A 22,131-nucleotide genomic window follows, 5' to 3' on the forward strand; every position below is an offset into this window, starting at 1 on the left:
AAGGAATACCGGCATGCCCAATGCGATCGAATTGGCCCAGGGGGATCCGGCGCTGATCGCCGCAGTGCAGCGAAGCCGGAAATTGATCGCGCGCAAGGCGCTGCTGTCGGCAGCGGCCAGCGCCGTGCCGTTGCCGGGCGTCGACTGGGCGGCTGATGCGGCCCTGCTGTCGCGGCTCGTGCCCCAGATCAGCGCGGAGTTCGGCCTCTCCGTGACGCAGATCGAGAAGCTGGCCCCCGAGCGGCGGGAGCGCATCCAGAAGGCGGCCACGACCGTCGGCGCGCTGCTGGTGGGCCGATTGATCACACGGGATCTTCTGATCGGCCTGGCCAAGCATGCAGGCCTGCGCCTGACGTCCAAGCAGGCTACCAAGTACGTGCCGATCGCTGGCCAGATGGTGTCGGCAGCGCTGGGGTATGCGGCATTGCGCGCGCTGGGGGAGCAACACATCAAGGATTGCGTAAAAGTCGCGCGCTCGGTGCAAATGGTGCTGCCGGCTCCTCCACAATCTGCCACATTAAATGAGAACCAAAGACCTCAATTTCTAAAAAGACTGCGTCTTTTCAAAGAAAAATGAGAAGCCAATGCGTTCTTTCAGCGTCAAATTCGCGGTCATTTGCCGAAGTCGCCTGAACGCCCAATGCAGGCGTGCTAACCTAAGTCATCGCTTCAAAATCAGCACATGCTGATTTCGAGCTGGAAAGACCCAAGGGAATGCGTCCACGGTGGAGAAAGCGAATGAACAATTCAGACTTGGCCGCCTCGATTGAGCGGCTGATGGCGAAAGTCGACTACTACTTGCATTGCGAGTTGGACGACGAGTACGAGCATGACCAGCCACAGTCCGCCCGTGTGCAACTGGAGGTTGCCTTGCGGCACGAACTGCTGCGTGCGAGCGCCATCGGTGTGGTGAGTTCGATCACCGCCAACAGCCGCGTGCTGTCGGATCGCGACGACCTGATCGCTTGACGACGCCACGGCCGACCCTCCCTGCCTGTCGCCCTGCCGGCGTCCACGCCTTCTGACGGGCCGCCACATGGACCTGTCCGCAGCTTTTCCATTTCATAGACATGGGATGGTGCGCACCACGGTTCCACGCTTGAATTCATGCTTCGCAGGCCGGACGTCGCCGGGACGCCTGGCCAGCGCTGCAGCACCCCACGACACGAGAATGCCGGCGCCGGGCGCAGCACCGTCGTGCATCACGGCGTTCTAAGGATCCTATGCGGTTTGTCGTTTTCATGGATATCAACCGGCTCTGGTACTGGGAGCTGAGGGCCACCGCCGGCGAGGTGATCGCGAAGTGCCCGACCGGCTTTCCAGACAAGAACGCGGCGCTGCAAAGCATCGACGCGGTTCGCGCCAAGGCGTCCAGATCCGCGATCTTCGACCCCTTGGGCAGCACTGTCGAACGCTAACGACACGACGCATCAAGGGGCGCCGACAGCCTCGACAGGGCTGCCGCGCGGCAGACATCCAGAATTTCATCGGCGAGTGGCGAGTCGTCAGGACACGCCCGCGACAGCACCATGGCGCCAATCACCTGCGCAATCACTTCGATGCGCCTGGCGCGCGCGCCTTCCTGCTTGCCGTCCTCGGGCGCTCCGAGCGGGTTCTTCAGGCTCGCCAGCAGGCTTTCGACGCCGGTCGCAAAAGCCAGCTTGATCGACGCCGGCTGACGCGCAGCATCTCCGGATAGCGCGGCCATCGTGCAACCTTCGCCACGCGCGTCGCGATGCGCCCGGGACAGGTACTGCGCGACGACTTCCGCCGCATCGATCCCTTCGGTTTTGGCGGCCGACTGCGCGAAACCACAGATCGCCGCTTCTGCCAGCAGGCCGGCCTTGGACGGGAAGTGCTTGTAGAACCCCCCGTGGGTAAAGCCGGCGCCCGCCATCAGCTCCGCAATACCCACCCCGTCGTAGCCACGCTCGCGGAACAGCGCCGAGGCCGTCTCGACGATCTGCGCCCGGTTCGCCTGCGCCTGCGCTTTGGTGACTTTCATGTCCAGGATCTCTCTGGGTGTTCCATCGGTGAAATCGTGAATATACATTGATGTCAGTCATCATCAAACGCTTGACAGCAAAGATGATGATCGACATCATTAATATGTCTGCTTTGCAACAGGACCCACAAACGCTTTTTCCATGCCGTCGAAGCCGCATCTCGCGACATGGCCTCACCCCTCCGATCAGGAAAACACATGACTTCCCATTCCACTGTTCTCATCACGGGCGCCTCGACCGGCATTGGCGCCATCTATGCCGACCGCTTCGCTCGCCGCGGCCACGACCTTGTGCTGGTGGCACGCGACAAGGCCCGCCTGGAAACGCTCGCTTCGCGCCTGCGGGAGGAAACCGGCGCTGCCGTCGATATCCTCCCGGCCGACCTGACCCAGGCCGGCGACCTGGCCGCAGTCGAGGCGCGCCTGCGTGAGGACGCCGCGATCGAAACACTGATCAACAACGCCGGGGCTGCGCTGTCGGGTCGATTCATCGACCAGTCGACAGACGATGTCGCCCGCCTGGTCACCCTCAACACCACCGCGCTGGTCAGGCTGGCCAGTGCCATCGCCCCGCGCCTGGCGCAGGCCGGCAAAGGCGCGATCGTCAACATCGGTTCGGTGGTCAGCCTGGCGCCCGAGTTCGGCATGTCTGTCTACGGTGCGACCAAGGCCTTCGCGCTGTTCTTGTCCCAAGGGCTGAGCCTGGAGCTCACACCCAAGGGGGTCTACGTGCAGGCGGTGTTGCCCGCCGGCACGCGTACCGAGATCTGGGAGCGCGCGGGCATCGACAGCAGTGCGATGCCTGATCTGATGGATGCGGCTGAGTTGGTGGATGCCGCGCTGGTCGGATTCGACCGCCGCGAACTCGTGACCATTCCGCCGCTGCATGACGCCGCGCGCTGGGAGGTGCTGAATGCGTCACGCCAGACTCTGGTCGCGGACATCCGGCAGGCGCAGGTGGCTGCACGCTATCGAACCGCTGCCTGAACGCAGACAACGCCCGAACGGAAAGGACAGCACATGACATTCAAGGCACTGCTCGCCAGCAAGACCGGCGACACCATTTCGACCAACCTGGTCGACTTCAAGGACGAGGATCTGATGCCGGGCGACGTCACCGTCGCGGTCGAGTACTCGACGGTGAACTACAAGGACGCGATGGCGCTCAGCGGCCGGTCACCGGTCATTCGCCAGTTTCCGCTGATTCCGGGCATCGATTTCGCCGGTGTCGTCCAGGCGTCGACCTACCCCGGCATCGTTGCAGGCGACCGGGTGCTGGCCAACGGTTGGGGCCTGAGCCAGACGCACCATGGCGGCTTCGCGCAGAAGGCGCGGTTGAGCGGTGATTGGCTCGTCAAGATCCCGAAGGTCTTTTCGACCCGGGACGCCATGGCCATCGGCACCGCCGGGTACACCGCCATGTTGTCCGTGCTCGCACTGGAGCACGGCGGCGTGACGCCCGAGCGGGGCGACATCCTGGTGACTGGCGCCAACGGCGGCGCAGGATCGGTGGCCATCGCCCTGCTGTCGAAACTGGGCTATCGCGTGGTCGCATCGACCGGGCGTCTCGGGGAGTCCGACTACCTCAGCGCGCTGGGCGCGGCGGAAATCATCGACCGCCACACCCTGTCCGAAGCGGGCGCACCGATCGGCAAGGAGCGATGGGCCGGGGCCATCGATTCGGTCGGCAGCCATACGCTGGCGAACGTCCTGGCGCAGACCCGGTATCGCGGCGTGGTCGCAGCCTTCGGTCTCGCACAAGGTGCGGATCTGCCGGCGTCCGTGCTGCCCTTCATTCTGCGCAACGTCACACTCGCCGGTATCGACTCGGTCAATGCGCCGCAGCCATCGCGCCTGCAGGCGTGGTCGCGTCTGGCCAGCGACCTGGATCTGGACAAGCTTGCACGGACCACCAGGGTGATCGGCCTGGCAGAGGTTCCTGAAGTCGCCAGCCAAGTCCTCGCAGGGAAGGTTCAGGGGCGCACCCTCGTCGATGTGAACGCGTGACGACCAACGCAATGGCTCTGGACTCCCCTCGATCCACCGCGCGGCACAAAGCACCTTGACGAGCGATGATCCCTGTCGACGAACACCCAGGGGCGGGATCGTCCAGTACCACGGCGAGTTCGTGTCCAAGGCGCTGGTTTCCTCAATAACTGAACAATCAAAAACGCTGGAAGAAAGTCCCCCATGAAAGCTTTCATCATCGAGCGGTACGGAAAGAAGGAAGTTGGCCGCATCGGCGAAATGCCCGAGCCCGAAGTGCGGGACGATGACGTCCTGATTCAGGTCCACGCGGCGAGCGTCAATCCCCTGGACTCGAAGATCAAGAGCGGCGAATTCAAGCTGATTCTTCCCCACCGCTTCCCCCTGATCCTGGGCCACGACGTGGCCGGAACGGTCCTGCGGGTCGGCGCCCGCGTTCGCAACTTCAAGCCCGGTGATGAGGTCTATGCACGCGCTGACGATGATCGCATCGGCACCTTTGCCGAGTTCATTGCCGTCAAGGCATCGTCGCTGGCGCTGAAGCCCGCGAATCTCAGCATGGTCGAGGCCGCATCCCTCCCTCTGGTGGCCCTGACGGCCTGGCAGGTGCTGGTCGAAACCGCCAAGCTGAAGAAGGAGCAGAAGGTGCTGATCCATGCCGGCTCCGGCGGTGTCGGCACCATCGCCATCCAGCTTGCCAAGCATCTCGGGGCAGTCGTCGCCACGACCACCAGCACGGCCAACATCGCCTGGATGAAGGCCTTGGGCGCGGACGTCGTCATCGATTACAAGCAGCAGGACTTCGCCACGGTGCTGCGTGACTGCGACGTGGTGCTGAACAGCCTTGGCAACGACGAACTGAAGAAATCCCTCCAGGTTCTCAAGCCGGGTGGACATCTGATCTCCATCTCCGGGCCGCCCACCCCGGCATTCGCCATCGCGCGAGGAATGGGCTGGCCGCTCCGACAGGTGCTGCGCCTGCTGAGTTCAGGCATCAGGAAGAAGGCAAGGAAGAACGGGGTCGAATACACCTTCGTCTTCATGCGGGCCGATGGGGCGCAGTTGCGCGAGATCACCGCGCTCATCGAATCCAACGCAATCCGCCCAGTCGTCGACAAGGTATTCCCGTTTCAAGACACCCACAAAGCGCTGGCTTACGTAGACAGTGGGCGCGTCAAGGGCAAGGTCGTGGTGCAAATGAGGTAGCTGCTGCGCGTGTCGCACGACAAGGAGATCCGTTTCTCGCGACCGCCATGTGCCGCTACGGATTGATTTCGACGACGAACTGCCCTTCGATCAGTACGCAGACACCCCGCTTGCGCAGAAGACTTAACGAACGGTCAGGCTGCGCCATGACGCGTTGAACGGCGCCTGGGTGGGTACGCCTCACTCCCGCCCCGTTTCCGAAACTTCAGGGCACGGCTTCACCGAGGCCAGCAAGGCGCCTGATCAGCCAGCGAGTCGGAACGCCGCAGCCATCTGCTCCTGCTCCCGAGCACGGATTTTCAGGCTGGCGGCGATCTTTGGCCACTGCTTCACCACGGCCTGGCTGCGTGCGACGATCTCGTCGCCCAGCTTCCTGGAGACCCGAAAGTACGGCGCCACCGAGCGAACCAGATCGAGGTCCAAGGCGTTGTCGGCCTCGCTGACGTTGAGCTTCAGGCCTTGCGCGTCGGGCACTGGATTCATGTCGTAGGCATCGGACAGGCGCCAGCCTTTGCCGGGCACGAGGATGAACCCGTGATTGCGCAAGTGATCGTCGGTGTTGGAAACCAGCATGTTGAACACGATGCGCGACCACAGCTCACGCAGATCTGCGATGGTATGCGCGCCATGATCGATCAGTACACGCGCAATTTCCAGATAGCTCGCCCCCGTGGATGCATCATCGCCATCCGCGCGGCCGGTGAGTGTCATGGCCGAGGCAAAATGAAGCCGCCCGCTTGGCGTTCGGTCGAAGCGTTTCACCAGGTAGGTGTGATGTGGGCTTGCGAACTTGCGGGCCAGGCTTTGCGGCACGGCCAGACCGCAGCCTTTCGCAAGTGTCTGCACCAACAGTTCCCAAGCACCCACGTCGTGCTCGTCGCGAACGCTGGGGAACTTGGCGATCCACAACCCATCCTGCGGATCCACAACGCTGGCTTTGGGCCTCGCACCGCCGAGTGAGCCTCCGGGCGCAATCAATATGCGCAGCCAGTCGTCGCCGGCCGCAGCAGTGTTGTCCTCATCGCGCTCCAGTGAAAGACTGGCCGCTTCCAGTTCGCGCAGTTGCACGAACGGCGGCGCTGCCGCGCCATGCTGGTTGTCCAGGAAATCACCTGTATCGTCGAGTCGCAGGCGCAACGCTCCCGAACGATAAGCGTCGTGAACGCCCAGCAGATAGTCGGATTCGTGCAGACGAATCGCCTTGCCCACGTGACCTGCCCGTTGCGCACGTTCGAGCCGGCGACGCATCAGCAGGCGGCCCCAGCGATCCGGACTGGCATCGACGAACACACCGAAGGTGTCATGGCCCTGCGGCGGGTGCTGCCGGCCCTCGAAGAGGCCCAGTCGAGGGTCCAGATGCAAGTTCCGGGTTGCGTTGTGGGCAAGCGCGGCGGCTTCGAATTCAAACTCGAAGAGGTCCCGCCCTGCGCCGCGTCGGGTATGCAGCCATCCCAGGCGCAATGGCGCGGCAAGCCCGGTCCAGTCCGCGTAGACGGCGATGTCCATAGCCATAAGATCAGCGCCCTTTTTTCGCCGGGGACGCCACGGGGTCGATCAGGTTGGCCAGCATGTTGGCGCTGGAAAAGCCGCTTTTCTCGATCCAGTTCTGCGTCTCGGCGGCGGGTTGGGAGCTGGGCTTGCGCTGCTCCGTGAGAGCTTTCGGTAGATCCCTACTTCTTTGAGTGGCAGGCGAGGCCTTCGGGGCTTTTGACATCAAGAGGCCAGCCGTTCTGGTTTGCGGCGGCAACTGCGCATCCTGCAGTTCCCTGCCCACGGGGTCGGCCTTGCCCAGCAAATCAAGGTCGCTCTCGATGCCCAGGACCTGCATGACGGCAAGGTACGCCCCGATAGTCACCCCCGAGCCACCTCGCTCCAGGCTTCTCAAGGTCATGGGCGACATTCCGGCCCGCTCGGCGACCTGCTTGGCCGAAAGCCGCCGGCGCCGACGCGCCAGGCGCAGGCGCTCGCTGAACTGCCGTAGCAGCTCCTCGGTAGTGGGGAGGAGGGGCGCTGTTTTTTTCGCCATAGTGCCAATATTTTATTCTTTTTGGAGAGATAAAGTCGAAATATCATCTCTATTGGGCGGCATTTGTTCGCAAGCAAGAGTCATCCACAAGCTAATTTTGTGGCTTGATAAGACAAAAGATGCCAGAATTTTGGCGGAACTTCGAATCTCGGAATTCGACAAGCAGACATACGTACACGCATCCATTGGGACGAACTGCATTGGCAGCACGGACCAACCAACGAACAAGCGAATGCTCCACACCGACCTGCAAGCCAACCTGTTCCGCCATGTCAGCGCGGAGAAAGCGATGCTTTATCGCGGTGTGATGGAGTGTTTCGCGGCCGCCAAACACCAGTTCCGACTGCATCTGCGCCCCGACGAGGTCCTGACCGAGGGCCAATGGTCCCTCCCGGAGAATCAGACGTCGCCCCGCATCGAAGAGATACAGGCCGCGCTCGCGCAGCTCACCGAGTGGGGCAACCTCGAATCGCAACCGGACACAGCCCGCGTCGCCAGCATCAGCGACTTCTATCGGGCGCGTTACCTGTACCGGCTGTCGCAGGGTGGCGAGGCCGTGGAAGCTGCGTTGGCCACTTTCGCACGCACGCTGCGCCGCCGTGCGGAATTGCAGACCGTGGCGCTAGAAGACATTTCCCATCGCCTGCACGCGCTGGAAACCCTGGCGAACGGCATCGAGCCAGATGCCGCAAAGGTGCACGAAACCTTGCGCGACCTGGTTCGCGTGTTCGAGAGCCTGGCTGACAACGCCCAGGCGTTCATGGCCGGCATAGGACGCAGCATCGAATTGCAGCAGGCCGAGGCGCATGCCGTGCTGGCTTACAAGAAGCGCCTGATCGACTACCTGGAGCGCTTCATCGGCGACCTGGTCGGCCGTTCGGGCGGAATCGCCCAGCACATCCTCGCGCTGTCACCGCGCATCGACCCGCTGCTCTGGCTGGCTGCGCAGCGCGAAGCGCGGGACAGCGCGCCCGGCGATGAACAGGAGCAGCTCGACGCTGTGGCGCGCGGTTGGCAAGCCTGGCGCGAACGATGGAAGGGGCTGCGGCGCTGGTTCGTCGCCAACGGCCACGAACCGCCGCAGGCCGAGCTGCTGCGCTCGAAGGCGCGCGCCGCGATCCCGCAACTGCTCGCGGCCGTTGCGGTGCTGAACGAGCGGCGCGGCGGACGCAGCGACCGCTCGGCCGACTTCCGCACCATGGCCGGCTGGTTTGCCGCCTGCGCGGACGACGCGCAGGCCCATCGCCTGGCACGCGCCGCCTTCGCGCTGAACCCGGCGCGCCATCTGTCGATGATCCCCGCGCCCGCGTCCGGCGCGCAGGACCTTCCGGCCAACACGCCCTGGGCCGAAGCGCCGCCGTTGCGCATTCATCCGCGTCTGCGCGAATACGGCGAAGCCGCGCCGCGCGGCGCCCTGCCCCGCGTGCAGGCGCGCGATGCCGAGCGGCGCCTGCTCGCGGCACAGTTGCAAGAAGAACACGCGCAGATCGAAGCGGCGCGGCAGCGCCTGGCCACCGGCCGTGCCATGCGCCTCTCCGAACTCGGCATGCTGGAGCCGCACGCCTTCGCCCTGTTCCTGAACTTGCTGGGCGAAGCGCTCACGGCGCAGTCTTCTCCCGATGCACCGGTGGAACTGCAAAGCGGCGACGGCTTGTTGCACATTCAACTGCACCCCTTGGCCGACGACAGCCGGGCCGAGATCAGTACGCCCGCAGGCGTGTTCGGCGGACGCGACCACGTTGTCACCATCACGCGCGTGGAAGACCTGGCATGAGCCGCCGCGAAGGCGCTACCGTTACCCGCGACAGCCAGCACATCGACCGTCAGCAAACCCGGCACCGAGATGACGAGCGCAGCCAGGCCCTGCGCGCGCTGTTGATGGAGCCCCTGATGACGCCGGCACATGAAAACTTTGCGGCCGTGCGCCGCCACGCCGACGAACTGCGCGCCTGGTTCGCGCGAGAGACCGGCTGGGCACTGCATATCGAGCGAGACTGCGCGCGGCTGTACAAGCGGCCCGCCGACCTGAATGACGCGAGCCGCGGCCTGCCGGGCTACGAACGCCGCCGCTATGTGCTGCTTTGCCTGGCCTGCGCCGTACTCGAACGCGCAGACCCCCAGATCACCCTGCGCGTGCTGGGTGAGCGCCTGTTGCTGCTGGCCTCGGACCCCATGCTCGCCTCGCGAGGCTTCGACTTCACGCTCACCGCCGCGCACGAACGCCGCGAACTGGTCGCTGTCTGCCGCAGCCTGCTGACGCTGGGTGTGCTGCAGCGCGTGGCTGGCGACGAGGAAGGCTTTGTGCGCAGCGGCGCCGCGGAAGGGGCCGACGCGCTGTACGACGTGCAACGCCGCGTTCTCGCGGGCCTGCTGGCCGCGGTGCGAGGCCCTTCAACGTGGCCTGCGGAACAAGCCCCGGTGGGCCTCGAGGAGCGCCTGGCATCCCTGGTCGCCGAACACGTACCCGACAGCGACGAAGGCCAGCGCACGGCGCTGCGCCACCACCTCGCGCGCCGGCTGCTGGACGACCCCGTCGTCTACCTCGACACCTTGGACCCCGAGCTGCGCGCTTACTTCGTCAACCAGCGCGGTGCCATGGCCGGCCGCCTGTGCGAAGCTGCGGGGTTGGTGCCCGAACAGCGTGCCGAAGGTCTGGCGCTGGTGGACGAAGATGGGGAGCTGACCGACATCGCCATGCCCGCCGAAGGCACCGAGGCACATGCCACGTTGCTGGTGGCCGAATTTCTCGGTAGCCGCAGCGGCCCTGGCACCGCAGACCCGGTTGCTGTCGCCGATGTGGTCGCGTTCCTGGCCGAGGCGCGAACGCGCTTCGGAAGCTACTGGCGCAAGTCGGCGCGCGAAGCCGGTGCCGAGCACGAGCTGGCGCTCGTGGCACTCGAAAGACTGCAGAAACTGCACCTTGTCTCTTGCACGGCGGGCGAGGTTCGTTCGCTGCCGGCCCTGGTCCGCTTTGCGCTCGGCGCGGCCAATGTCGTTCAACCGGTCCGCGCCATCCAACCACCTTTGTTCGAATGACCGACATCGTTCCCCAAGCACTTCCCGTACCCACCCTCACCCGCTGGCAACCGCTGCGCCTGGGCCTGCTCGAGCTTTTTCACTACGACAGCGAAGAGTTCTGGTTCCGCGACGGCCACCTGCTGCTGCGCGGCAACAACGGCACGGGAAAGTCGAAGGTGCTGTCGCTCACCCTGCCCTTTCTCTTCGACGCGCAGCTCAAGTCTTCCCGCATCGAGCCCGACGGCGATGCCGGCAAAAAAATGGCGTGGAACCTTCTGCTCGGACGCCACGAGCGGCGCATGGGCTATACGTGGGTGGAGTTCGGCCGTATCGGGGACGACGGGCAGCCGTGCTACGTTACGCTCGGCTGTGGGCTCTCTGCCGTGGCCGCGCGGGCGCAGGTCGACAGTTGGTTCTTCGTGCTGGACGAGCAGCGCGTCGGTCAGGACATCTGGCTTATGAGCCCGGCCCGTGTCGTGCTCACACGCGAGCGCTTGCGCGAGGCGCTGCAGGACCGTGCCGGCCAGGTCTTCGACACCGCCACCGCCTATCGCCGCGCCGTGGACGAGCGCCTGTTCCACCTGGGCCCGGCACGCTACGCCGCCCTGATGGACACCTTGATCCAGTTGCGCCAGCCGCAGTTGTCGAAGAAGCCCGACGAAGCCAACCTGTCGAACGCGCTGACCGAAGCCTTGCAGCCGATGTCCGTCGAGCTTCTGTCCGATGTGGCCGAGGCGCTGAACCAACTGGAGCAATACCGCCGCGAACTGGAGGAGTACGAGGCGCTGGAGCATGCCGTTGGCCAGTTCAATCAGCGCTACCAGCGCTATGCCGCCACGCAAGCCCGACGCCAGGCGCGCAACCTGCGCAGCGCGCAGACAGGTTTCGACAACGCCAGTCGCGAATTGAACGAAGGGCGCGAGGTGCTGCAGGCCGCGCACGCCGAAGAAGCCCGCGCACTCGAGGCGCACCAACAGGCCGAAGCCACCCTGGCCGCCAGCCGCACCCGGCTCGATGAACTGCAGAACGACCCGGCGATGGCCGATGCCAAGACGCTGGAAAAGGCCAGGACGGATGCGGGCCAGCGCCGCAAGGACGCCGATGCAGCGCTGCAGACGCGCCAACTGATGCAGGCGCGTCTCAAGCAGGAGCAACAGATTGCAGCCAAGCGCGCACAACGCGCCGAACAGGCAGACCACGCGCTGAACGAGTCGCGGCAAGACGCCGCGCAGGCCGCCGGGCATGCCGGCCTCTCGCCCAGCTATGCGGCCAACCCCTTGGCCAGCGGCGACGTTCGCATGCTGGAGCCGCTGGCGCTGGACACCGCACGCCAGGACCTGCGCCGCGCCATCGCCGGGCGCCGCGAACAGGTTGCTTTGCTGCTGCACCGCTGCGAGGAAGCCGATGTCGCGGCACAAGCCCACGGCCACGCCCAGGAACGACGCGACGAACGCTCGGATGAAGCCGAAGCTGCGGCAGAGCGCCGCGAAGCAGCGGACGCCATGGTCGACCGGCGGGCTCAGGCGCTGCTGGATGCCTGGCAACGCCACCTCGAAGGCCTGCAGCAACTCGAGCTGCCGGACAGCGTCGAAACCATGGCCGCGCTGGGCGTCTGGACGCTCGGCCTGCAGGGCGACAACCCGGCACGTGCCGCATTACACAGTGCCCAGCAATCCGCCAGCCTCCGCCATGCGCAGCGCGAGGCCGCGTTGCAGGCCGAGCGGCAAGTGCTTGAACAGGCGCAAGCGGACCTGCTCGCCGAGCGAACGCGCCTCGAGCAAGGGGAAGACACCGCGCCAGCGCCGCCCGAATGGCGTGCGCCCGATGTGCGCGCAGGCCGCAGCGGTGCACCACTGTGGCAACTGGTGGACTTCCACCCGGGCACGCCCGCCGATTCACGCGCCGGCATCGAGGCCGCGCTGCAAGCATCCGGCTTGCTGGACGCCTGGGTCACGTCCGATGGCGCTTTGATGGGTGCCGACGGCACGCCCTTGCCGCACGATGCGCAATGGCTCGCCCGGCCGTGCCAACCGCATTCGCTGGCCGCTTGGCTGCACTCCGCGACCGAGGCCCTTGGCAATCCGACCCAGATCGCTGCGGATGTGCTGCAGGGTTTGCTCGAAGGCGTGGCCTGCAGCACGGAGGACGACCCCGCCGTCGAAGCCTGGATTGGCACCGATGGCCGCTTTCGGCTTGGTGCACTGGCCGGCGCCTGGCACAAACCAGAAGCCGAGTTCATCGGCTACGCCGCACGCGCTGCCGCCCGCATGCGCCGACTGGCTGAAATCGCTGAACGCTGGAATGATCTCAACCGGCTCCTCGTGCGGCTGAAAGGGGCCTTTGAACAACTCCAAGCTGATCAGCGCCAGGCCGCCAACGAATGGCAGGCAGCCCCGTCGGACGATGCACTGCGCGCGGCGCATGTGGACGCAGTCTCGCGGGCCCGCGAGTTCGACGAGGCCCGCCAGCGCCTGGGACAGGTCGAACTGCAACTGCGCGACGCTGCCCTGCACCTGGCGGCCGCTCGCAATGCCCTGGCCCGCGATGCCGAAGATCTGACCCTGCCGCCCGCGCGCGATGCCTTGCGCGGCATCAAGCAGGCCCTGCAGGCCTTCGGCGACATCCTCAACACGCTCGCCACCGCCGCACGCGAACTGCGCGACGCCTTGGCCGAACATGACCAGCAGGTACTTCGAACCGAGCAGGCCGAGGAGGATTCCAAACACGCGTCGGAGCAATTCGCCGAGCGCAACGTGCTGGCCGAAGAGGCCCGCATTCGCCATGAAACGCTGCGCGAGTCCGTCGGCGCCCAGGTGGAAGAATTGCAGCGACGTCTTGGGGAGAGCCGCGACGCCGTGGGTACTGCGGAGCTCGCATTGAAGCGTCTGACCGAAGCCTTGCGCGTGGCTGGCGAGGCCCGCGCCAAGGCCGAACAGAAAGCCGAGGACGCCGAAACGACACTGAGTGAGCGCACTGCGGCGCGCCAGCTCGCCGTGGCTCATTTGCAGGGCTTTGCCGCCACAGGCCTGCTGGCCACGGCCCTGCCGGACGCCGAACTGCCCGCGCCGCATTTGCCCTGGACCATCGAGCCGGCACTGGCGCTGGCACGCCGCACCGAACAGGCGCTGTTGAGCGTCAAGGACGACGACGACGCGTGGACCCGCGTGCAAAGCCAGATCTCGCAGGACTACACCGAACTCGGCCGCGCTCTCGCGGCACTGAGCCACCAGGCCCAGGCCGAGACCAGCGATTTCGGCCTGGTTGTCAGCATCGTCTATCAGAACAGGCCCGAGCGCCCCACCGCGCTGGAGGCGCGCCTGATCGGCGAGATCGCGCAGCGCCGTGAACTGCTGACCGCCGGCGAGCGGCAGGTGCTGGAAAACCACCTGCAAGCCGAGATCGCGAGCGCCGTGCAAAAGCTGTTGCGCGACGCCGACCGCCAGGTCGAGGCTATCAATGCCGAACTGGAAAAGCGCCCCACGTCGACCGGCGTGCGCTTTCGGTTGCGATGGGAGACCCTGCCGGAAGGCGCGGAAGGCGCGCCCGTGGGGCTGGAATCCGCACGCTGCCTGTTCAACAAAAGCACCGACCTGTGGAGCGCAGAAGACCGCCGCGTGGTCGGCGAAATGCTTCAACAGCGCATCGCCGCTGAACGCAGCCGCGCCGATGCGGACCAGGGCGGCAGCCTGCTGGAACAACTGGCACGCGCGCTGGACTATCGCCGCTGGCATCGCTTTCGCGTGCAGCGCTGGGACGGCCAGTGGCGCCCGCTGTCGGGGCCGGCATCCAGCGGCGAGCGCGCGCTGGGCCTGACGGTGCCGCTGTTTGCCGCGGTTTCCAGCTACTACACGCAAGAGAGCTATGCCCATGCGCCGCGCCTCGTTTTGCTGGACGAAGTTTTCGCCGGCATCGACGATGCGGCGCGTGGCCACTGCTGGGCTTTGATACGCGAGTTCGACCTCGACTTCGTCGTGACCAGCGAACGCGAATGGGCTTGTTCCGCCGAGCTACCCGGCGTGGCCATCGCACAGTTGCAGCGCCGCGAAGGCATCAATGCCGTGCATGTTTCGCGCTGGACCTGGGACGGCCGCGCCAGACAGCGCCAAGACGACCCTGACCGCAGGTTTCCCCCCGAATGACGCCGGAAGCCAAACTCCAGCGCTTGCTCGGCGGCCCTGCGCTCGCGCCTTTGCGCCAGCGCCTGCGCCGCTACTTCGAGCGCAATGACAACGGCAACGCCCGAGCGAGCTTGCAACTCACCCAACTCAACGCGACCGAACACGAAGCCTTGGCGCTGTTGACCGGGCGCCCCGCGCGCAATGTCCGCTCCAGGCGGATCGACGTCGCCGTGGTCGATGCCTCGTTGCAGGCGGCCGGCCTCTGCGGCTCCTTGCGCGAGGCGCTGGAGCGGTTGGATGGTCCCATCAGCAATCCCGCCGCAGAGCGCGACGCAAGCCGGCTGGCATGGGCCGCGCTGAGCCAGGGGTCACAACGAGACCGAGACGCGCGGCTGCAAGCTTGGTTGCAGACGCTGGCCGCGGGCACCCTGCTCAAGCGCCTGGCACGGCAGGACACGGCCGTCGCCGAAACGCTGTTGGTGAAGGCCGACGCCGTCATACGTTGCTTGCCCGCCGCCGGACTCCCACGCGCTCAGCTTGCCGCGCAAATGCTCGGCAATGCGCACGCGCTGGATGCCGGCCAGCCCGTCTCGACCCTCGTGCTGGCCGCGTGGCGCTTCGCCGAAGCCGCTGCCGCGAAGCTCCCACGCGATGAGCCGCCCGAGCTGGAAAAGGACCCTGAAGAAAATCAAGGAGAAGAGCCCGAGCAACCCGCCGAGGACACACGCCTGGCCACTGAACGCGCGCGCGATACTTGGGCGCGTGCAGGCATCCTCGTCAACGAACTGGCGCGACCGGCGCTGATGCTGAATTTGCCGCTGGACGACGGCGCGATGGCGGGCTGGACACCCGGCGAGCCGGCCTATCTGTCGTTGCGCCAGCTCTTGCGAACGCCGCCGGCCTGGGCCGTCGAAGGCCGCTTGGTTTTCGTCTGCGAAAACCCCAATCTGCTGGCGATTGCCGCGGACCGCCTGGGCGCACGCTGTGCCCCCATGGTCTGCATCGACGGCATGCCTGCCGCTGCCCAGCGAACGCTGTTGAACCAGTTGCTGCATGCGGGTGCGCAACTGCGCTACCACGGCGACTTCGACTGGCCTGGCCTGCAAATCGCCAACCACGTGATGCGCACCTGGCATGCCAAGCCGTGGCGCTTGGCCACGAATGATTACGAGGCCGCAGTGCGAGGCGCGCCGCACCTTCGTCGTGACCTGGCTGAAACCAACATTGACGCCGCATGGGACCCGCTGCTCGCACCGGCCATGCGTCGCCATGGCTTGTCCATCGCCGAGGAAGCGGTGGCGGACGCCTTGATCGAGGATCTTCAACTCACCTGACAGGAGGCTCCATGCACCAAGTACCTGATGACGCATTCGAACGATTTGCCGCTCAGCGAAAAAAGGACTTGCAACGCATCGCGCGACACACAGGCGGCGAACACCAGTTGGGTGACGTTGTGCACGAGGCGTGGATCATGGCCTATAGCCTGCGTCTGCCCGATGGCTCTGCGTTGAACCTCGCGAAAACCGCCTGTCAGGAAAAGCTGCTGAGCCACCTCTATCAGCACCTGGTCCGCTACACCGAGCAGAATGTGCGCCGCGCAGTCCGTCTTGACCATGCACCCAAGGGGAGCGGGCAGGACGACGACGCGCATCCACTGACGTATCTGCTGGCTAGCAACGAGGGCCGCGACGCCCTCGGTGAAATGCTCGAGCAAGAAGCGACCTTGGCGTTGGACGCCGCGCTCGATGCACATGGGTCGCTGGCAGCAGCCTATGTGCGCCTGCTGCAGCACTTCGACAACAGGATGTCGGCCGTCGCCGATCACCTGTTGATATCGACGTCCTATGCCTACCGTTGCTGTGCGCAGGCGCGCTGGCTTGCGGTGCACATGGCGTACATACCGGTTCCGACGACCCGTGGGCGCCTGGTCCCCGGGCCCTGGCGGCGTTTCAGACTGCGCCGGTCGCAAGTTCAGCTGGAGTTCGATTTCGACGATGAGCTGCCTTTGCTACCCGAACGCTAAGTTCTCGGCCTGGCGTACCGGCACGCAGAGGCGCGCCAATGATGCATCACTCCCACTCGATCGTCGCCGGCGGCTTGCTCGAGACGTCGTAGGTCACGCGGTTGATGCCGCGTACCTCGTTGATGATCCGCCCCGACACCTTCTTCAGCAGCGCGTACGGCAGCTCTGCCCAGTCCGCCGTCATGAAGTCGCTGGTCTGTACGGCGCGCAGCGCAACCACGTAGTCGTAGGTCCGGCCGTCGCCCATCACGCCCACACTCTTCACCGGCAGGAACACGGTGAAGGCCTGGCTCGTGAGGTCGTACCAGGTCTTGCCGGTCTCATCCTTGAAGTTGCGCAGCTCCTCGATGAAGATCGCGTCGGCGCGGCGCAGCAGGTCGGCGTATTCCTTCTTCACTTCGCCGAGGATGCGCACGCCCAGGCCCGGGCCCGGGAACGGATGGCGGTACACCATCTCGGGCGGCAGGCCCAAGGCCACGCCGAGTTCGCGCACTTCGTCCTTGAACAGGTCGCGCAGCGGTTCGAGCAGCTTCAGGCCCAGCTGTTCTGGCAGCCCACCCACGTTGTGGTGGCTTTTGATGGTCACGGCCTTCTTGCTCTTGGCGCCGCCGGACTCGATGACGTCGGGATAGATCGTGCCTTGTGCGAGGAACGTGGCGCCCTTGTGGCCACCATCGCCGGCCTTCAACTTCGCGGCCTCTTGCTTGAACACCGTGACGAACTCGCCGCCGATGATCTTGCGCTTGGCTTCGGGGTCGCTCACGCCGGCGAGCTTGCCAAGGAACAGCTCGCTGGCATCGACGCGAATCACTTTCGCGTTGAGCTTGCCTTCGAACATCTCCATCACCAGGTCGCCTTCGTTCAGGCGCAGCAGGCCGTGGTCGACGAACACGCAGGTCAGCTGGTCGCCGATGGCGCGATGGATCAGCGCGGCGGCCACGCTCGAATCGACGCCACCCGACAGGCCCAGGATGACCTCCTCGTCGCCCACCTGTTCGCGGATCTTCGCGACGGCTTCGGCGATGTGGTCGCGCATGACCCAGTCGGGCTTGGCCTGGCAGATGTCGAGCACGAAGCGATTGAGCAGCGCCTGGCCCTGCACGGTGTGCGTGACTTCGGGATGGAACTGCACGCCGTAATAGCGGCGCGACTCGTCGGCCATGCCGGCGATCGGGCAGCTGTCGGTGCTGGCCATCAGCTTGAAGCCCGGCGGGAGTTCGGTGACCTTGTCGCCGTGGCTCATCCAGACGTCGAGCATGCCGTGGCCTTCGGCGGTGGTGCGATCGGCGATGTCCTTGAGCAGCGCGGTGTGGCCATGGGCGCGCACGGCCGCGAAGCCGAACTCGCGCTTGTGGCCGCCTTCGACCTTGCCGCCCAACTGGTGCGCCATGGTCTGCATGCCGTAGCAGATGCCGAGCACCGGCACGCCGAGGTCGAACACGGCCTGCGGGCACTTGTCGGTGGTGTCTTCGTACACGCTGGCGTGGCTGCCAGAGAGGATCACGCCCTTGAGGTGGCCGTCGGCGGCGTAGGCGCGCACCCATTCGTCGGTCACGTCGCAGGGGTGTACTTCGCTCAGCACATGCGCGTCGCGCACGCGGCGGGCGATCAACTGGGTGACTTGCGAGCCGAAGTCGAGGATGAGGATCTTGTCGTGTTGCATGGCGTTGGACTCAGAGCGTTGAAATGTCGAACAGCTTGACGCCCGCCTTGGGCGCGGCCTGGATGAGGTGCTCGTCGAAGGTGGCGAGCGGAAGATTGAGCGACTTGGCGAGCCAGAGATAGCCCGCGTCGTATTGCGACACGCCGGCATCGATGGCCACCGCGAGCACGGCCTTGTGCTGCGCGGGCGCGAGTTCGTGCAGTTCGACCCGGTGACGGATCGCGTCGAGCACGCTCCACAGCCCCTCGACCGCGGACATGGGAATGCGGCCGCTGCGCACGCCGTTGGCGAGGATGTTGGCGCACTCCCATTGCCAGGCGTTGGGCGCCTGCGGTTCGACCTCATCGCGACGAATGGCGGCGTAGAGCTTGCGGGTGTGTTCGCTGGCCTGGTCGGGCAGCAGCCAGGCGGCGGTGACGGAAGCGTCCATGACGAAGGCGGTCACGATTGACGCCCCTCGTCGAGCAAGGCGCGCAAAGACATCCCGGGCCCGATGGCGGCGTGCAGGGCGTCGATCTGCCCAAGTTCGCGGGTGATCTGCTCGTCGGTGATGACGGGCTTGCGCCGCACGGGCAGCATGCGCACGACTTCCTTGCCGTGCCGGGTGATGCGAACCTCTTCGCCCTTTTCGACCGAGTCGATCAGGGCCGAGAAGTTGTTCTTGGCTTCAGCGATGCCGATGGATTGCATGGGGACCAGAAAATGGAATCTGGCCCGAATTCTAGCAAAACTGGCCAGACTTTGAAGGTCTGGCCAGATTGGGATTCAGGCCGCCGCCTTCGGGGGGCAGCGAACCACACGCAGTGGGGAGCGTGGGGGCCCGCCTACTCCGCCCGATAGTTGGGCGCTTCCTTCGTGATCTGCACGTCGTGCACGTGGCTTTCGCGAATGCCGGCCGTGGTGATCTCGACGAACTCGGCCTTGTTCTGCATGTCGGCGATGGTCGCGCAACCGCAGTAGCCCATGCTGGCGCGCACGCCGCCGGCCATCTGGTAGACGATCGAGACGATCGAGCCCTTGTAGGGCACGCGGCCTTCGATGCCTTCGGGCACCAGCTTGTCGGTGTTGGGATTGCCGGTGCTCGACTCCTGGAAATACCGGTCGGCGCTGCCCTGCTGCATCGCGCCGATGGAGCCCATGCCGCGGTAGCTCTTGTAGCTGCGGCCCTGGTACAGCACGATCTCGCCGGGGGCCTCTTCGGTGCCGGCGAACATGCTGCCCATCATCACGGTGCTGGCACCGGCGGCAATCGCCTTGGCGATGTCGCCCGAGTAGCGCACGCCGCCGTCGGAGATCAGCGGCACGCCCGTGCCCTGCAGCGCGGTGGCGACGCTATCGACCGCCATGATCTGCGGCACACCCACGCCGGCCACGATGCGGGTGGTGCAGATCGAACCGGGGCCGATGCCGACCTTGACCGCGTCGGCGCCGACGTCGGCCAGCGCGCGCGCGGCGTCGCCGGTGGCGATGTTGCCGCCGATCACGTCGACCTGTGGATAGTTGCGCTTGACCCAGCGCACGCGCTCGATCACGCCGGCGCTGTGGCCGTGCGCGGTGTCGACCACGATGGCATCGACGCCGGCCGCGACCAGCGCTTCGACGCGCTCTTCGGTGCCGTCACCCACGCCCACCGCGGCGCCCACGCGCAGGCGGCCGGTGGCGTCGCGTGCGGCGTTCGGGAACGTGGTCTGCTTGGTGATGTCCTTGACGGTGATCAGGCCCTTGAGTTCCCAGTCGCTGTTGATGACCAGCAGGCGCTCGAGCTTGTACTTGTTGAGCAGCGCCTTGGCATCCGCCAGCGTGGTGCCGTCGGGCACCGTGATGAGCTTGTCGCGCTGGGTCATGATCTCGCTGACCGGCACGTCGTAGCGCGTTTCGAAGCGCAGGTCGCGGCCGGTCACGATGCCCACCACCTTGCCGCCGTCGATCACCGGGAAGCCGGAGATGCCGAGCTGATCGGACAGTGCCATCACCTGCCGCACCGAGTGCGTGGGCGTGATCACCACCGGGTCGCGCAGCACGCCCGATTCATAGCGTTTCACACGCGCCACTTCGGCCGCTTGCTGCTGCGCCGTGAGGTTCTTGTGCACGATGCCCATGCCGCCTTCCTGCGCGATCGCGATGGCCAGACGGGCCTCGGTCACGGTGTCCATCGCCGCGGAAACCAGGGGCAGGTTCAACGTGATGTTGCGGGAGAGTCGGGTGGCGAGGGAGGTGTCCTTGGGCAGGACCTGGGAGAACGCTGGCACCAACAACACGTCGTCGAAGGTGAGCGCTTTGCCGAGAAGGCGCATGGGGAAGGCTCCAAAAGACGAATTGTAGCGAGGCCTTGTCCGACACCGCGCGCCTTGTTCGAGTGTCCCTGCAACAGCGAACCCTGCGGATCGCGCCAAACGTCACTGCGGTGCGCGATCTGCACAAATCTTGTGCTGCCGGACGGCTATCGCGCGGCGCCGCACTCTTTTACGCTTCAGACCGTCACACATTCAGCACACAAGGCACCCGCTCATGAAGCACCCCAGCATCCGCCAGATCACTGGCGCCGCCGCCACCACGCGGCTCGATCCCACCACGACGGCACTGATCGCCATCGATTTCCAGAACGAGTACTTCGAGGGCCGGATGCCGATTCCCGACGGCATGGCCGCCATGCGCCAGGCCAGGCGGCTGGTGGACCTGGCCGACGAACACGGTATTCCCGTGCTCCATGCGCAGCACATCGCGCCGTCGGACAGCCCGATCTTTGCCGAGGGCAGCCTGGGCTTCGAGATCCACCCGCACATCCGCCCTGCCCCGCACCACGTGGTGCTGCACAAGCCCACGCCCAGCGCGTTCGCGGACACCGATCTGCAGGCGCACCTGGAAGCCCGCGGCATCAAGACCCTGCTCATCACCGGCCTCATGACGCACATGTGCGTGTCTGCTACTGCCTTCGACGCGGCGCCGCGCGGCTACCACAGCATCATCGTCAGCGATGCCTGCGCGACCCGCGACCTGGACCTCGAAGACGGCGGCGTGCTCAAGCACCAGGACCTGCACCGTGCCGCGCTGCGCGGCGTGTCGGACGTGGTCGCCGAGATCCGCACCACCGCCGACATCCTGGGCCTGCCCATCGAGGCCTGAGCCCGCGAGTGCGGCCCCGCGTCGCCCTTCTCTTTTTTGCTGTCACACAAGGAAAAACCATGAAAAACAACGTCCATCGCCTGATCGGCGCCCTGACCGTCGCCGCGATTGCCGGCATCACCGCATCGGCCTGGGCCACCACGCCCGTGAAGAAGGATGCCCGCAAGACCGCCGCATCCGAGGCGCTCGTGTCCCTTCCCGCCAAGGATCTTCAGTGGCGTGAGGTCCCGGGCACCGGCGGCATCCGCGCCGCGAACGTGCGCGGCGACATCATCGGCAAAGGCCCCTACGAAGCCTTCGTCGAGTTCCCGGCCGGCAAGAACAACCCGCATCACATCCACACCCAGGCGCTGCCCACGGTGGTGCTGAGCGGCGTGTTCTACGCGATCTTCGAAGACGGCAAGAAGGTGCAATACCCGGCCGGTTCGTACTACTACATCCCGGGCAAGCTGCCGCATTTCAGCGGCTGCGAGCCAGGCGCCAACTGCGTGCTGTTCCAGTACCAGAACGACCACTTCGACCTGGTCCCCACACCCGTCGCCGCCAAGTGAGCCCAACGCTGGTGCCCGGTGCGTCAGACCTGCCGCTTCGGCGGCTGGAAGAAGCGCCGGGCCCGGCCGGCCATGGCCCCGCAGCATCGATCAGTACAGGGATGGAATCATCATGAAGAAGCAGGAACCGACTTCACGGCGTCCGACGGGCCCCGCGGCAATGGAGTGGCAATTCCATTGGGGATGGGCGTTCGCCCTGGCGCTCGGGCTGGGCTTCCTGGCGATCTTCGGGCTGCTCGACATGAGCGGACCGAATGCCGAGGGGCTCCCGCACGCACACCCGTTCGGCACCTTTCACCTCAGTCTGCTGCTGCTCGTGGCTGCGCTCGGGCTGGCATTTCTTGACTTCCTCTTCGGCCGAACCAAGGGCCATTGACGTGGGGGTTGTGCGTACGGCAGCGCATGGCTGCCG

General features: G+C 65.7%; 21 protein-coding genes. 14 read left to right on the forward strand and 7 right to left on the reverse strand.

Annotated elements, in window-relative coordinates:
* The first annotated feature begins 13 nt into the window (after nucleotides 1–13).
* The 3 genes from ACSFBC_RS01230 to ACSFBC_RS01240 all read left to right on the forward strand — a co-directional run bounded on the left by ACSFBC_RS01230 (nucleotide 14) and on the right by ACSFBC_RS01240 (nucleotide 1,418).
* A complete protein-coding gene (locus tag ACSFBC_RS01230) occupies nucleotides 14–577 on the forward strand; it encodes a hypothetical protein (RefSeq protein WP_435508492.1) in 564 nt (187 codons plus the stop codon).
* 161 nt (nucleotides 578–738) lie between these two features.
* Nucleotides 739–969 (forward strand): hypothetical protein, encoded by a 231-nt coding sequence (locus tag ACSFBC_RS01235; protein WP_435508493.1) that lies wholly within the window; start codon nucleotides 739–741, stop codon nucleotides 967–969.
* A 254-nt stretch (nucleotides 970–1,223) separates the two neighbouring features.
* A complete protein-coding gene (locus ACSFBC_RS01240) occupies nucleotides 1,224–1,418 on the forward strand; it encodes a DUF1508 domain-containing protein (RefSeq protein ID WP_435508494.1) in 195 nt (64 codons plus the stop codon).
* Here the strand turns inward: ACSFBC_RS01240 and ACSFBC_RS01245 are convergent.
* Nucleotides 1,415–2,005, reverse strand: coding sequence for a TetR/AcrR family transcriptional regulator (locus ACSFBC_RS01245; protein ID WP_435509240.1), 591 nt, complete (start codon nucleotides 2,003–2,005; stop codon nucleotides 1,415–1,417). The genes ACSFBC_RS01240 and ACSFBC_RS01245 overlap by 4 nt on opposite strands.
* Nucleotides 2,006–2,203: 198 nt before the next feature.
* On the opposite strand from ACSFBC_RS01245, the gene ACSFBC_RS01250 reads away from it, so the two are divergent.
* From ACSFBC_RS01250 to ACSFBC_RS01260, 3 genes are all read left to right on the forward strand, one after another.
* On the forward strand, nucleotides 2,204–2,992 hold the full coding sequence (locus tag ACSFBC_RS01250; RefSeq protein WP_435509241.1) for an SDR family NAD(P)-dependent oxidoreductase: 789 nt from the start codon (nucleotides 2,204–2,206) through the stop codon (nucleotides 2,990–2,992).
* 33 nt (nucleotides 2,993–3,025) lie between these two features.
* Nucleotides 3,026–4,012 (forward strand): acrylyl-CoA reductase (NADPH), encoded by a 987-nt coding sequence (gene acuI, locus ACSFBC_RS01255; RefSeq protein WP_435508495.1) that lies wholly within the window; start codon nucleotides 3,026–3,028, stop codon nucleotides 4,010–4,012.
* Nucleotides 4,013–4,195: 183 nt separating this feature from the next.
* On the forward strand, nucleotides 4,196–5,197 hold the full coding sequence (locus ACSFBC_RS01260) for an NADP-dependent oxidoreductase (RefSeq protein ID WP_435508496.1): 1,002 nt from the start codon (nucleotides 4,196–4,198) through the stop codon (nucleotides 5,195–5,197).
* A gap of 243 nt (nucleotides 5,198–5,440) precedes the next feature.
* Here the strand turns inward: ACSFBC_RS01260 and ACSFBC_RS01265 are convergent, their stop codons facing one another.
* Nucleotides 5,441–6,703, reverse strand: coding sequence for a type II toxin-antitoxin system HipA family toxin (locus tag ACSFBC_RS01265; protein ID WP_435508497.1), 1,263 nt, complete (start codon nucleotides 6,701–6,703; stop codon nucleotides 5,441–5,443).
* A gap of 10 nt (nucleotides 6,704–6,713) precedes the next feature.
* Nucleotides 6,714–7,223, reverse strand: a complete 510-nt coding sequence (locus tag ACSFBC_RS01270; RefSeq protein WP_435508498.1) for a helix-turn-helix domain-containing protein — start codon at nucleotides 7,221–7,223, stop codon at nucleotides 6,714–6,716.
* 232 nt (nucleotides 7,224–7,455) lie between these two features.
* Between ACSFBC_RS01270 and ACSFBC_RS01275 the strand changes: the two genes are divergently transcribed.
* The 5 genes from ACSFBC_RS01275 to ACSFBC_RS01295 are packed head-to-tail and all read left to right on the forward strand — an operon-like array spanning nucleotide 7,456 to nucleotide 16,382.
* On the forward strand, nucleotides 7,456–8,997 hold the full coding sequence (locus ACSFBC_RS01275; protein ID WP_435509242.1) for a TIGR02677 family protein: 1,542 nt from the start codon (nucleotides 7,456–7,458) through the stop codon (nucleotides 8,995–8,997).
* The gene (locus ACSFBC_RS01280) at nucleotides 8,994–10,259 is read left to right on the forward strand and encodes a TIGR02678 family protein (RefSeq protein WP_435508499.1); all 1,266 of its coding nucleotides are present in this window, start codon (nucleotides 8,994–8,996) and stop codon (nucleotides 10,257–10,259) included. The genes ACSFBC_RS01275 and ACSFBC_RS01280 overlap by 4 nt, the downstream gene beginning before the upstream one ends.
* Nucleotides 10,256–14,380: a TIGR02680 family protein gene (locus tag ACSFBC_RS01285; protein WP_435508500.1), complete on the forward strand. Its 4,125-nt coding sequence runs from the start codon at nucleotides 10,256–10,258 to the stop codon at nucleotides 14,378–14,380. Before ACSFBC_RS01280 ends, ACSFBC_RS01285 begins: the two co-directional genes overlap by 4 nt.
* Complete coding sequence (locus tag ACSFBC_RS01290) at nucleotides 14,377–15,693, forward strand: TIGR02679 family protein (protein WP_435508501.1); 1,317 nt, start codon at nucleotides 14,377–14,379, stop codon at nucleotides 15,691–15,693. The genes ACSFBC_RS01285 and ACSFBC_RS01290 overlap by 4 nt, the downstream gene beginning before the upstream one ends.
* A gap of 11 nt (nucleotides 15,694–15,704) precedes the next feature.
* Entirely contained in the window at nucleotides 15,705–16,382 is a 678-nt protein-coding gene (locus ACSFBC_RS01295) for a hypothetical protein (protein WP_435508502.1), read from the forward strand.
* A gap of 46 nt (nucleotides 16,383–16,428) precedes the next feature.
* Here ACSFBC_RS01295 and guaA read toward each other — a convergent pair whose 3' ends face one another.
* The 4 genes from guaA to guaB all read right to left on the reverse strand — a co-directional run bounded on the left by guaA (nucleotide 16,429) and on the right by guaB (nucleotide 20,339).
* Nucleotides 16,429–18,045 (reverse strand): glutamine-hydrolyzing GMP synthase, encoded by a 1,617-nt coding sequence (gene guaA / locus ACSFBC_RS01300; RefSeq protein ID WP_435508503.1) that lies wholly within the window; start codon nucleotides 18,043–18,045, stop codon nucleotides 16,429–16,431.
* 10 nt (nucleotides 18,046–18,055) lie between these two features.
* Nucleotides 18,056–18,475: a type II toxin-antitoxin system VapC family toxin gene (locus ACSFBC_RS01305; RefSeq protein WP_435509243.1), complete on the reverse strand. Its 420-nt coding sequence runs from the start codon at nucleotides 18,473–18,475 to the stop codon at nucleotides 18,056–18,058.
* 11 nt (nucleotides 18,476–18,486) lie between these two features.
* A complete protein-coding gene (locus ACSFBC_RS01310; RefSeq protein ID WP_435508504.1) occupies nucleotides 18,487–18,735 on the reverse strand; it encodes a type II toxin-antitoxin system Phd/YefM family antitoxin in 249 nt (82 codons plus the stop codon).
* 134 nt (nucleotides 18,736–18,869) lie between these two features.
* Nucleotides 18,870–20,339: an IMP dehydrogenase gene (gene guaB / locus ACSFBC_RS01315; protein WP_435508505.1), complete on the reverse strand. Its 1,470-nt coding sequence runs from the start codon at nucleotides 20,337–20,339 to the stop codon at nucleotides 18,870–18,872.
* A 214-nt stretch (nucleotides 20,340–20,553) separates the two neighbouring features.
* Between guaB and ACSFBC_RS01320 the strand changes: the two genes are divergently transcribed.
* The 3 genes from ACSFBC_RS01320 (at nucleotide 20,554) to ACSFBC_RS01330 (ending at nucleotide 22,095) form a co-directional block, all read left to right on the forward strand.
* Complete coding sequence (locus ACSFBC_RS01320; RefSeq protein ID WP_435508506.1) at nucleotides 20,554–21,168, forward strand: cysteine hydrolase family protein; 615 nt, start codon at nucleotides 20,554–20,556, stop codon at nucleotides 21,166–21,168.
* A 59-nt stretch (nucleotides 21,169–21,227) separates the two neighbouring features.
* On the forward strand, nucleotides 21,228–21,719 hold the full coding sequence (locus ACSFBC_RS01325) for a cupin domain-containing protein (protein WP_435508507.1): 492 nt from the start codon (nucleotides 21,228–21,230) through the stop codon (nucleotides 21,717–21,719).
* A gap of 112 nt (nucleotides 21,720–21,831) precedes the next feature.
* The gene (locus ACSFBC_RS01330) at nucleotides 21,832–22,095 is read left to right on the forward strand and encodes a hypothetical protein (RefSeq protein WP_435508508.1); all 264 of its coding nucleotides are present in this window, start codon (nucleotides 21,832–21,834) and stop codon (nucleotides 22,093–22,095) included.
* The last annotated feature ends 36 nt before the right edge of the window (nucleotides 22,096–22,131 follow it).

It is taken from the genome of Variovorax frigidus, from assembly GCF_051216515.1.
Taxonomy (GTDB): Bacteria; Pseudomonadota; Gammaproteobacteria; order Burkholderiales; family Burkholderiaceae_C; genus Variovorax.

What these genes read in the sequence shown, in the direction of transcription:
- ACSFBC_RS01280 (WP_435508499.1), top strand. Translation starts at nt 8,994, where the DNA reads ATGAGCCGCCGCGAAGGCGCTACCGTTACCCGCGACAGCCAGCACATC.
- ACSFBC_RS01260 (WP_435508496.1), top strand. Translation starts at nt 4,196, where the DNA reads ATGAAAGCTTTCATCATCGAGCGGTACGGAAAGAAGGAAGTTGGCCGC.
- ACSFBC_RS01285 (WP_435508500.1), top strand. Translation starts at nt 10,256, where the DNA reads ATGACCGACATCGTTCCCCAAGCACTTCCCGTACCCACCCTCACCCGC.
- ACSFBC_RS01330 (WP_435508508.1), top strand. Translation starts at nt 21,832, where the DNA reads ATGAAGAAGCAGGAACCGACTTCACGGCGTCCGACGGGCCCCGCGGCA.
- ACSFBC_RS01245 (WP_435509240.1), bottom strand. Translation starts at nt 2,005, where the DNA reads ATGAAAGTCACCAAAGCGCAGGCGCAGGCGAACCGGGCGCAGATCGTC.
- ACSFBC_RS01240 (WP_435508494.1), top strand. Translation starts at nt 1,224, where the DNA reads ATGCGGTTTGTCGTTTTCATGGATATCAACCGGCTCTGGTACTGGGAG.
- guaB (WP_435508505.1), bottom strand. Translation starts at nt 20,339, where the DNA reads ATGCGCCTTCTCGGCAAAGCGCTCACCTTCGACGACGTGTTGTTGGTG.
- ACSFBC_RS01265 (WP_435508497.1), bottom strand. Translation starts at nt 6,703, where the DNA reads ATGGACATCGCCGTCTACGCGGACTGGACCGGGCTTGCCGCGCCATTG.
- ACSFBC_RS01295 (WP_435508502.1), top strand. Translation starts at nt 15,705, where the DNA reads ATGCACCAAGTACCTGATGACGCATTCGAACGATTTGCCGCTCAGCGA.
- ACSFBC_RS01310 (WP_435508504.1), bottom strand. Translation starts at nt 18,735, where the DNA reads ATGCAATCCATCGGCATCGCTGAAGCCAAGAACAACTTCTCGGCCCTG.
- ACSFBC_RS01250 (WP_435509241.1), top strand. Translation starts at nt 2,204, where the DNA reads ATGACTTCCCATTCCACTGTTCTCATCACGGGCGCCTCGACCGGCATT.
- ACSFBC_RS01275 (WP_435509242.1), top strand. Translation starts at nt 7,456, where the DNA reads ATGCTCCACACCGACCTGCAAGCCAACCTGTTCCGCCATGTCAGCGCG.
- ACSFBC_RS01235 (WP_435508493.1), top strand. Translation starts at nt 739, where the DNA reads ATGAACAATTCAGACTTGGCCGCCTCGATTGAGCGGCTGATGGCGAAA.
- ACSFBC_RS01270 (WP_435508498.1), bottom strand. Translation starts at nt 7,223, where the DNA reads ATGGCGAAAAAAACAGCGCCCCTCCTCCCCACTACCGAGGAGCTGCTA.
- ACSFBC_RS01290 (WP_435508501.1), top strand. Translation starts at nt 14,377, where the DNA reads ATGACGCCGGAAGCCAAACTCCAGCGCTTGCTCGGCGGCCCTGCGCTC.
- ACSFBC_RS01305 (WP_435509243.1), bottom strand. Translation starts at nt 18,475, where the DNA reads ATGGACGCTTCCGTCACCGCCGCCTGGCTGCTGCCCGACCAGGCCAGC.
- ACSFBC_RS01320 (WP_435508506.1), top strand. Translation starts at nt 20,554, where the DNA reads ATGAAGCACCCCAGCATCCGCCAGATCACTGGCGCCGCCGCCACCACG.
- ACSFBC_RS01230 (WP_435508492.1), top strand. Translation starts at nt 14, where the DNA reads ATGCCCAATGCGATCGAATTGGCCCAGGGGGATCCGGCGCTGATCGCC.
- ACSFBC_RS01325 (WP_435508507.1), top strand. Translation starts at nt 21,228, where the DNA reads ATGAAAAACAACGTCCATCGCCTGATCGGCGCCCTGACCGTCGCCGCG.
- acuI (WP_435508495.1), top strand. Translation starts at nt 3,026, where the DNA reads ATGACATTCAAGGCACTGCTCGCCAGCAAGACCGGCGACACCATTTCG.
- guaA (WP_435508503.1), bottom strand. Translation starts at nt 18,045, where the DNA reads ATGCAACACGACAAGATCCTCATCCTCGACTTCGGCTCGCAAGTCACC.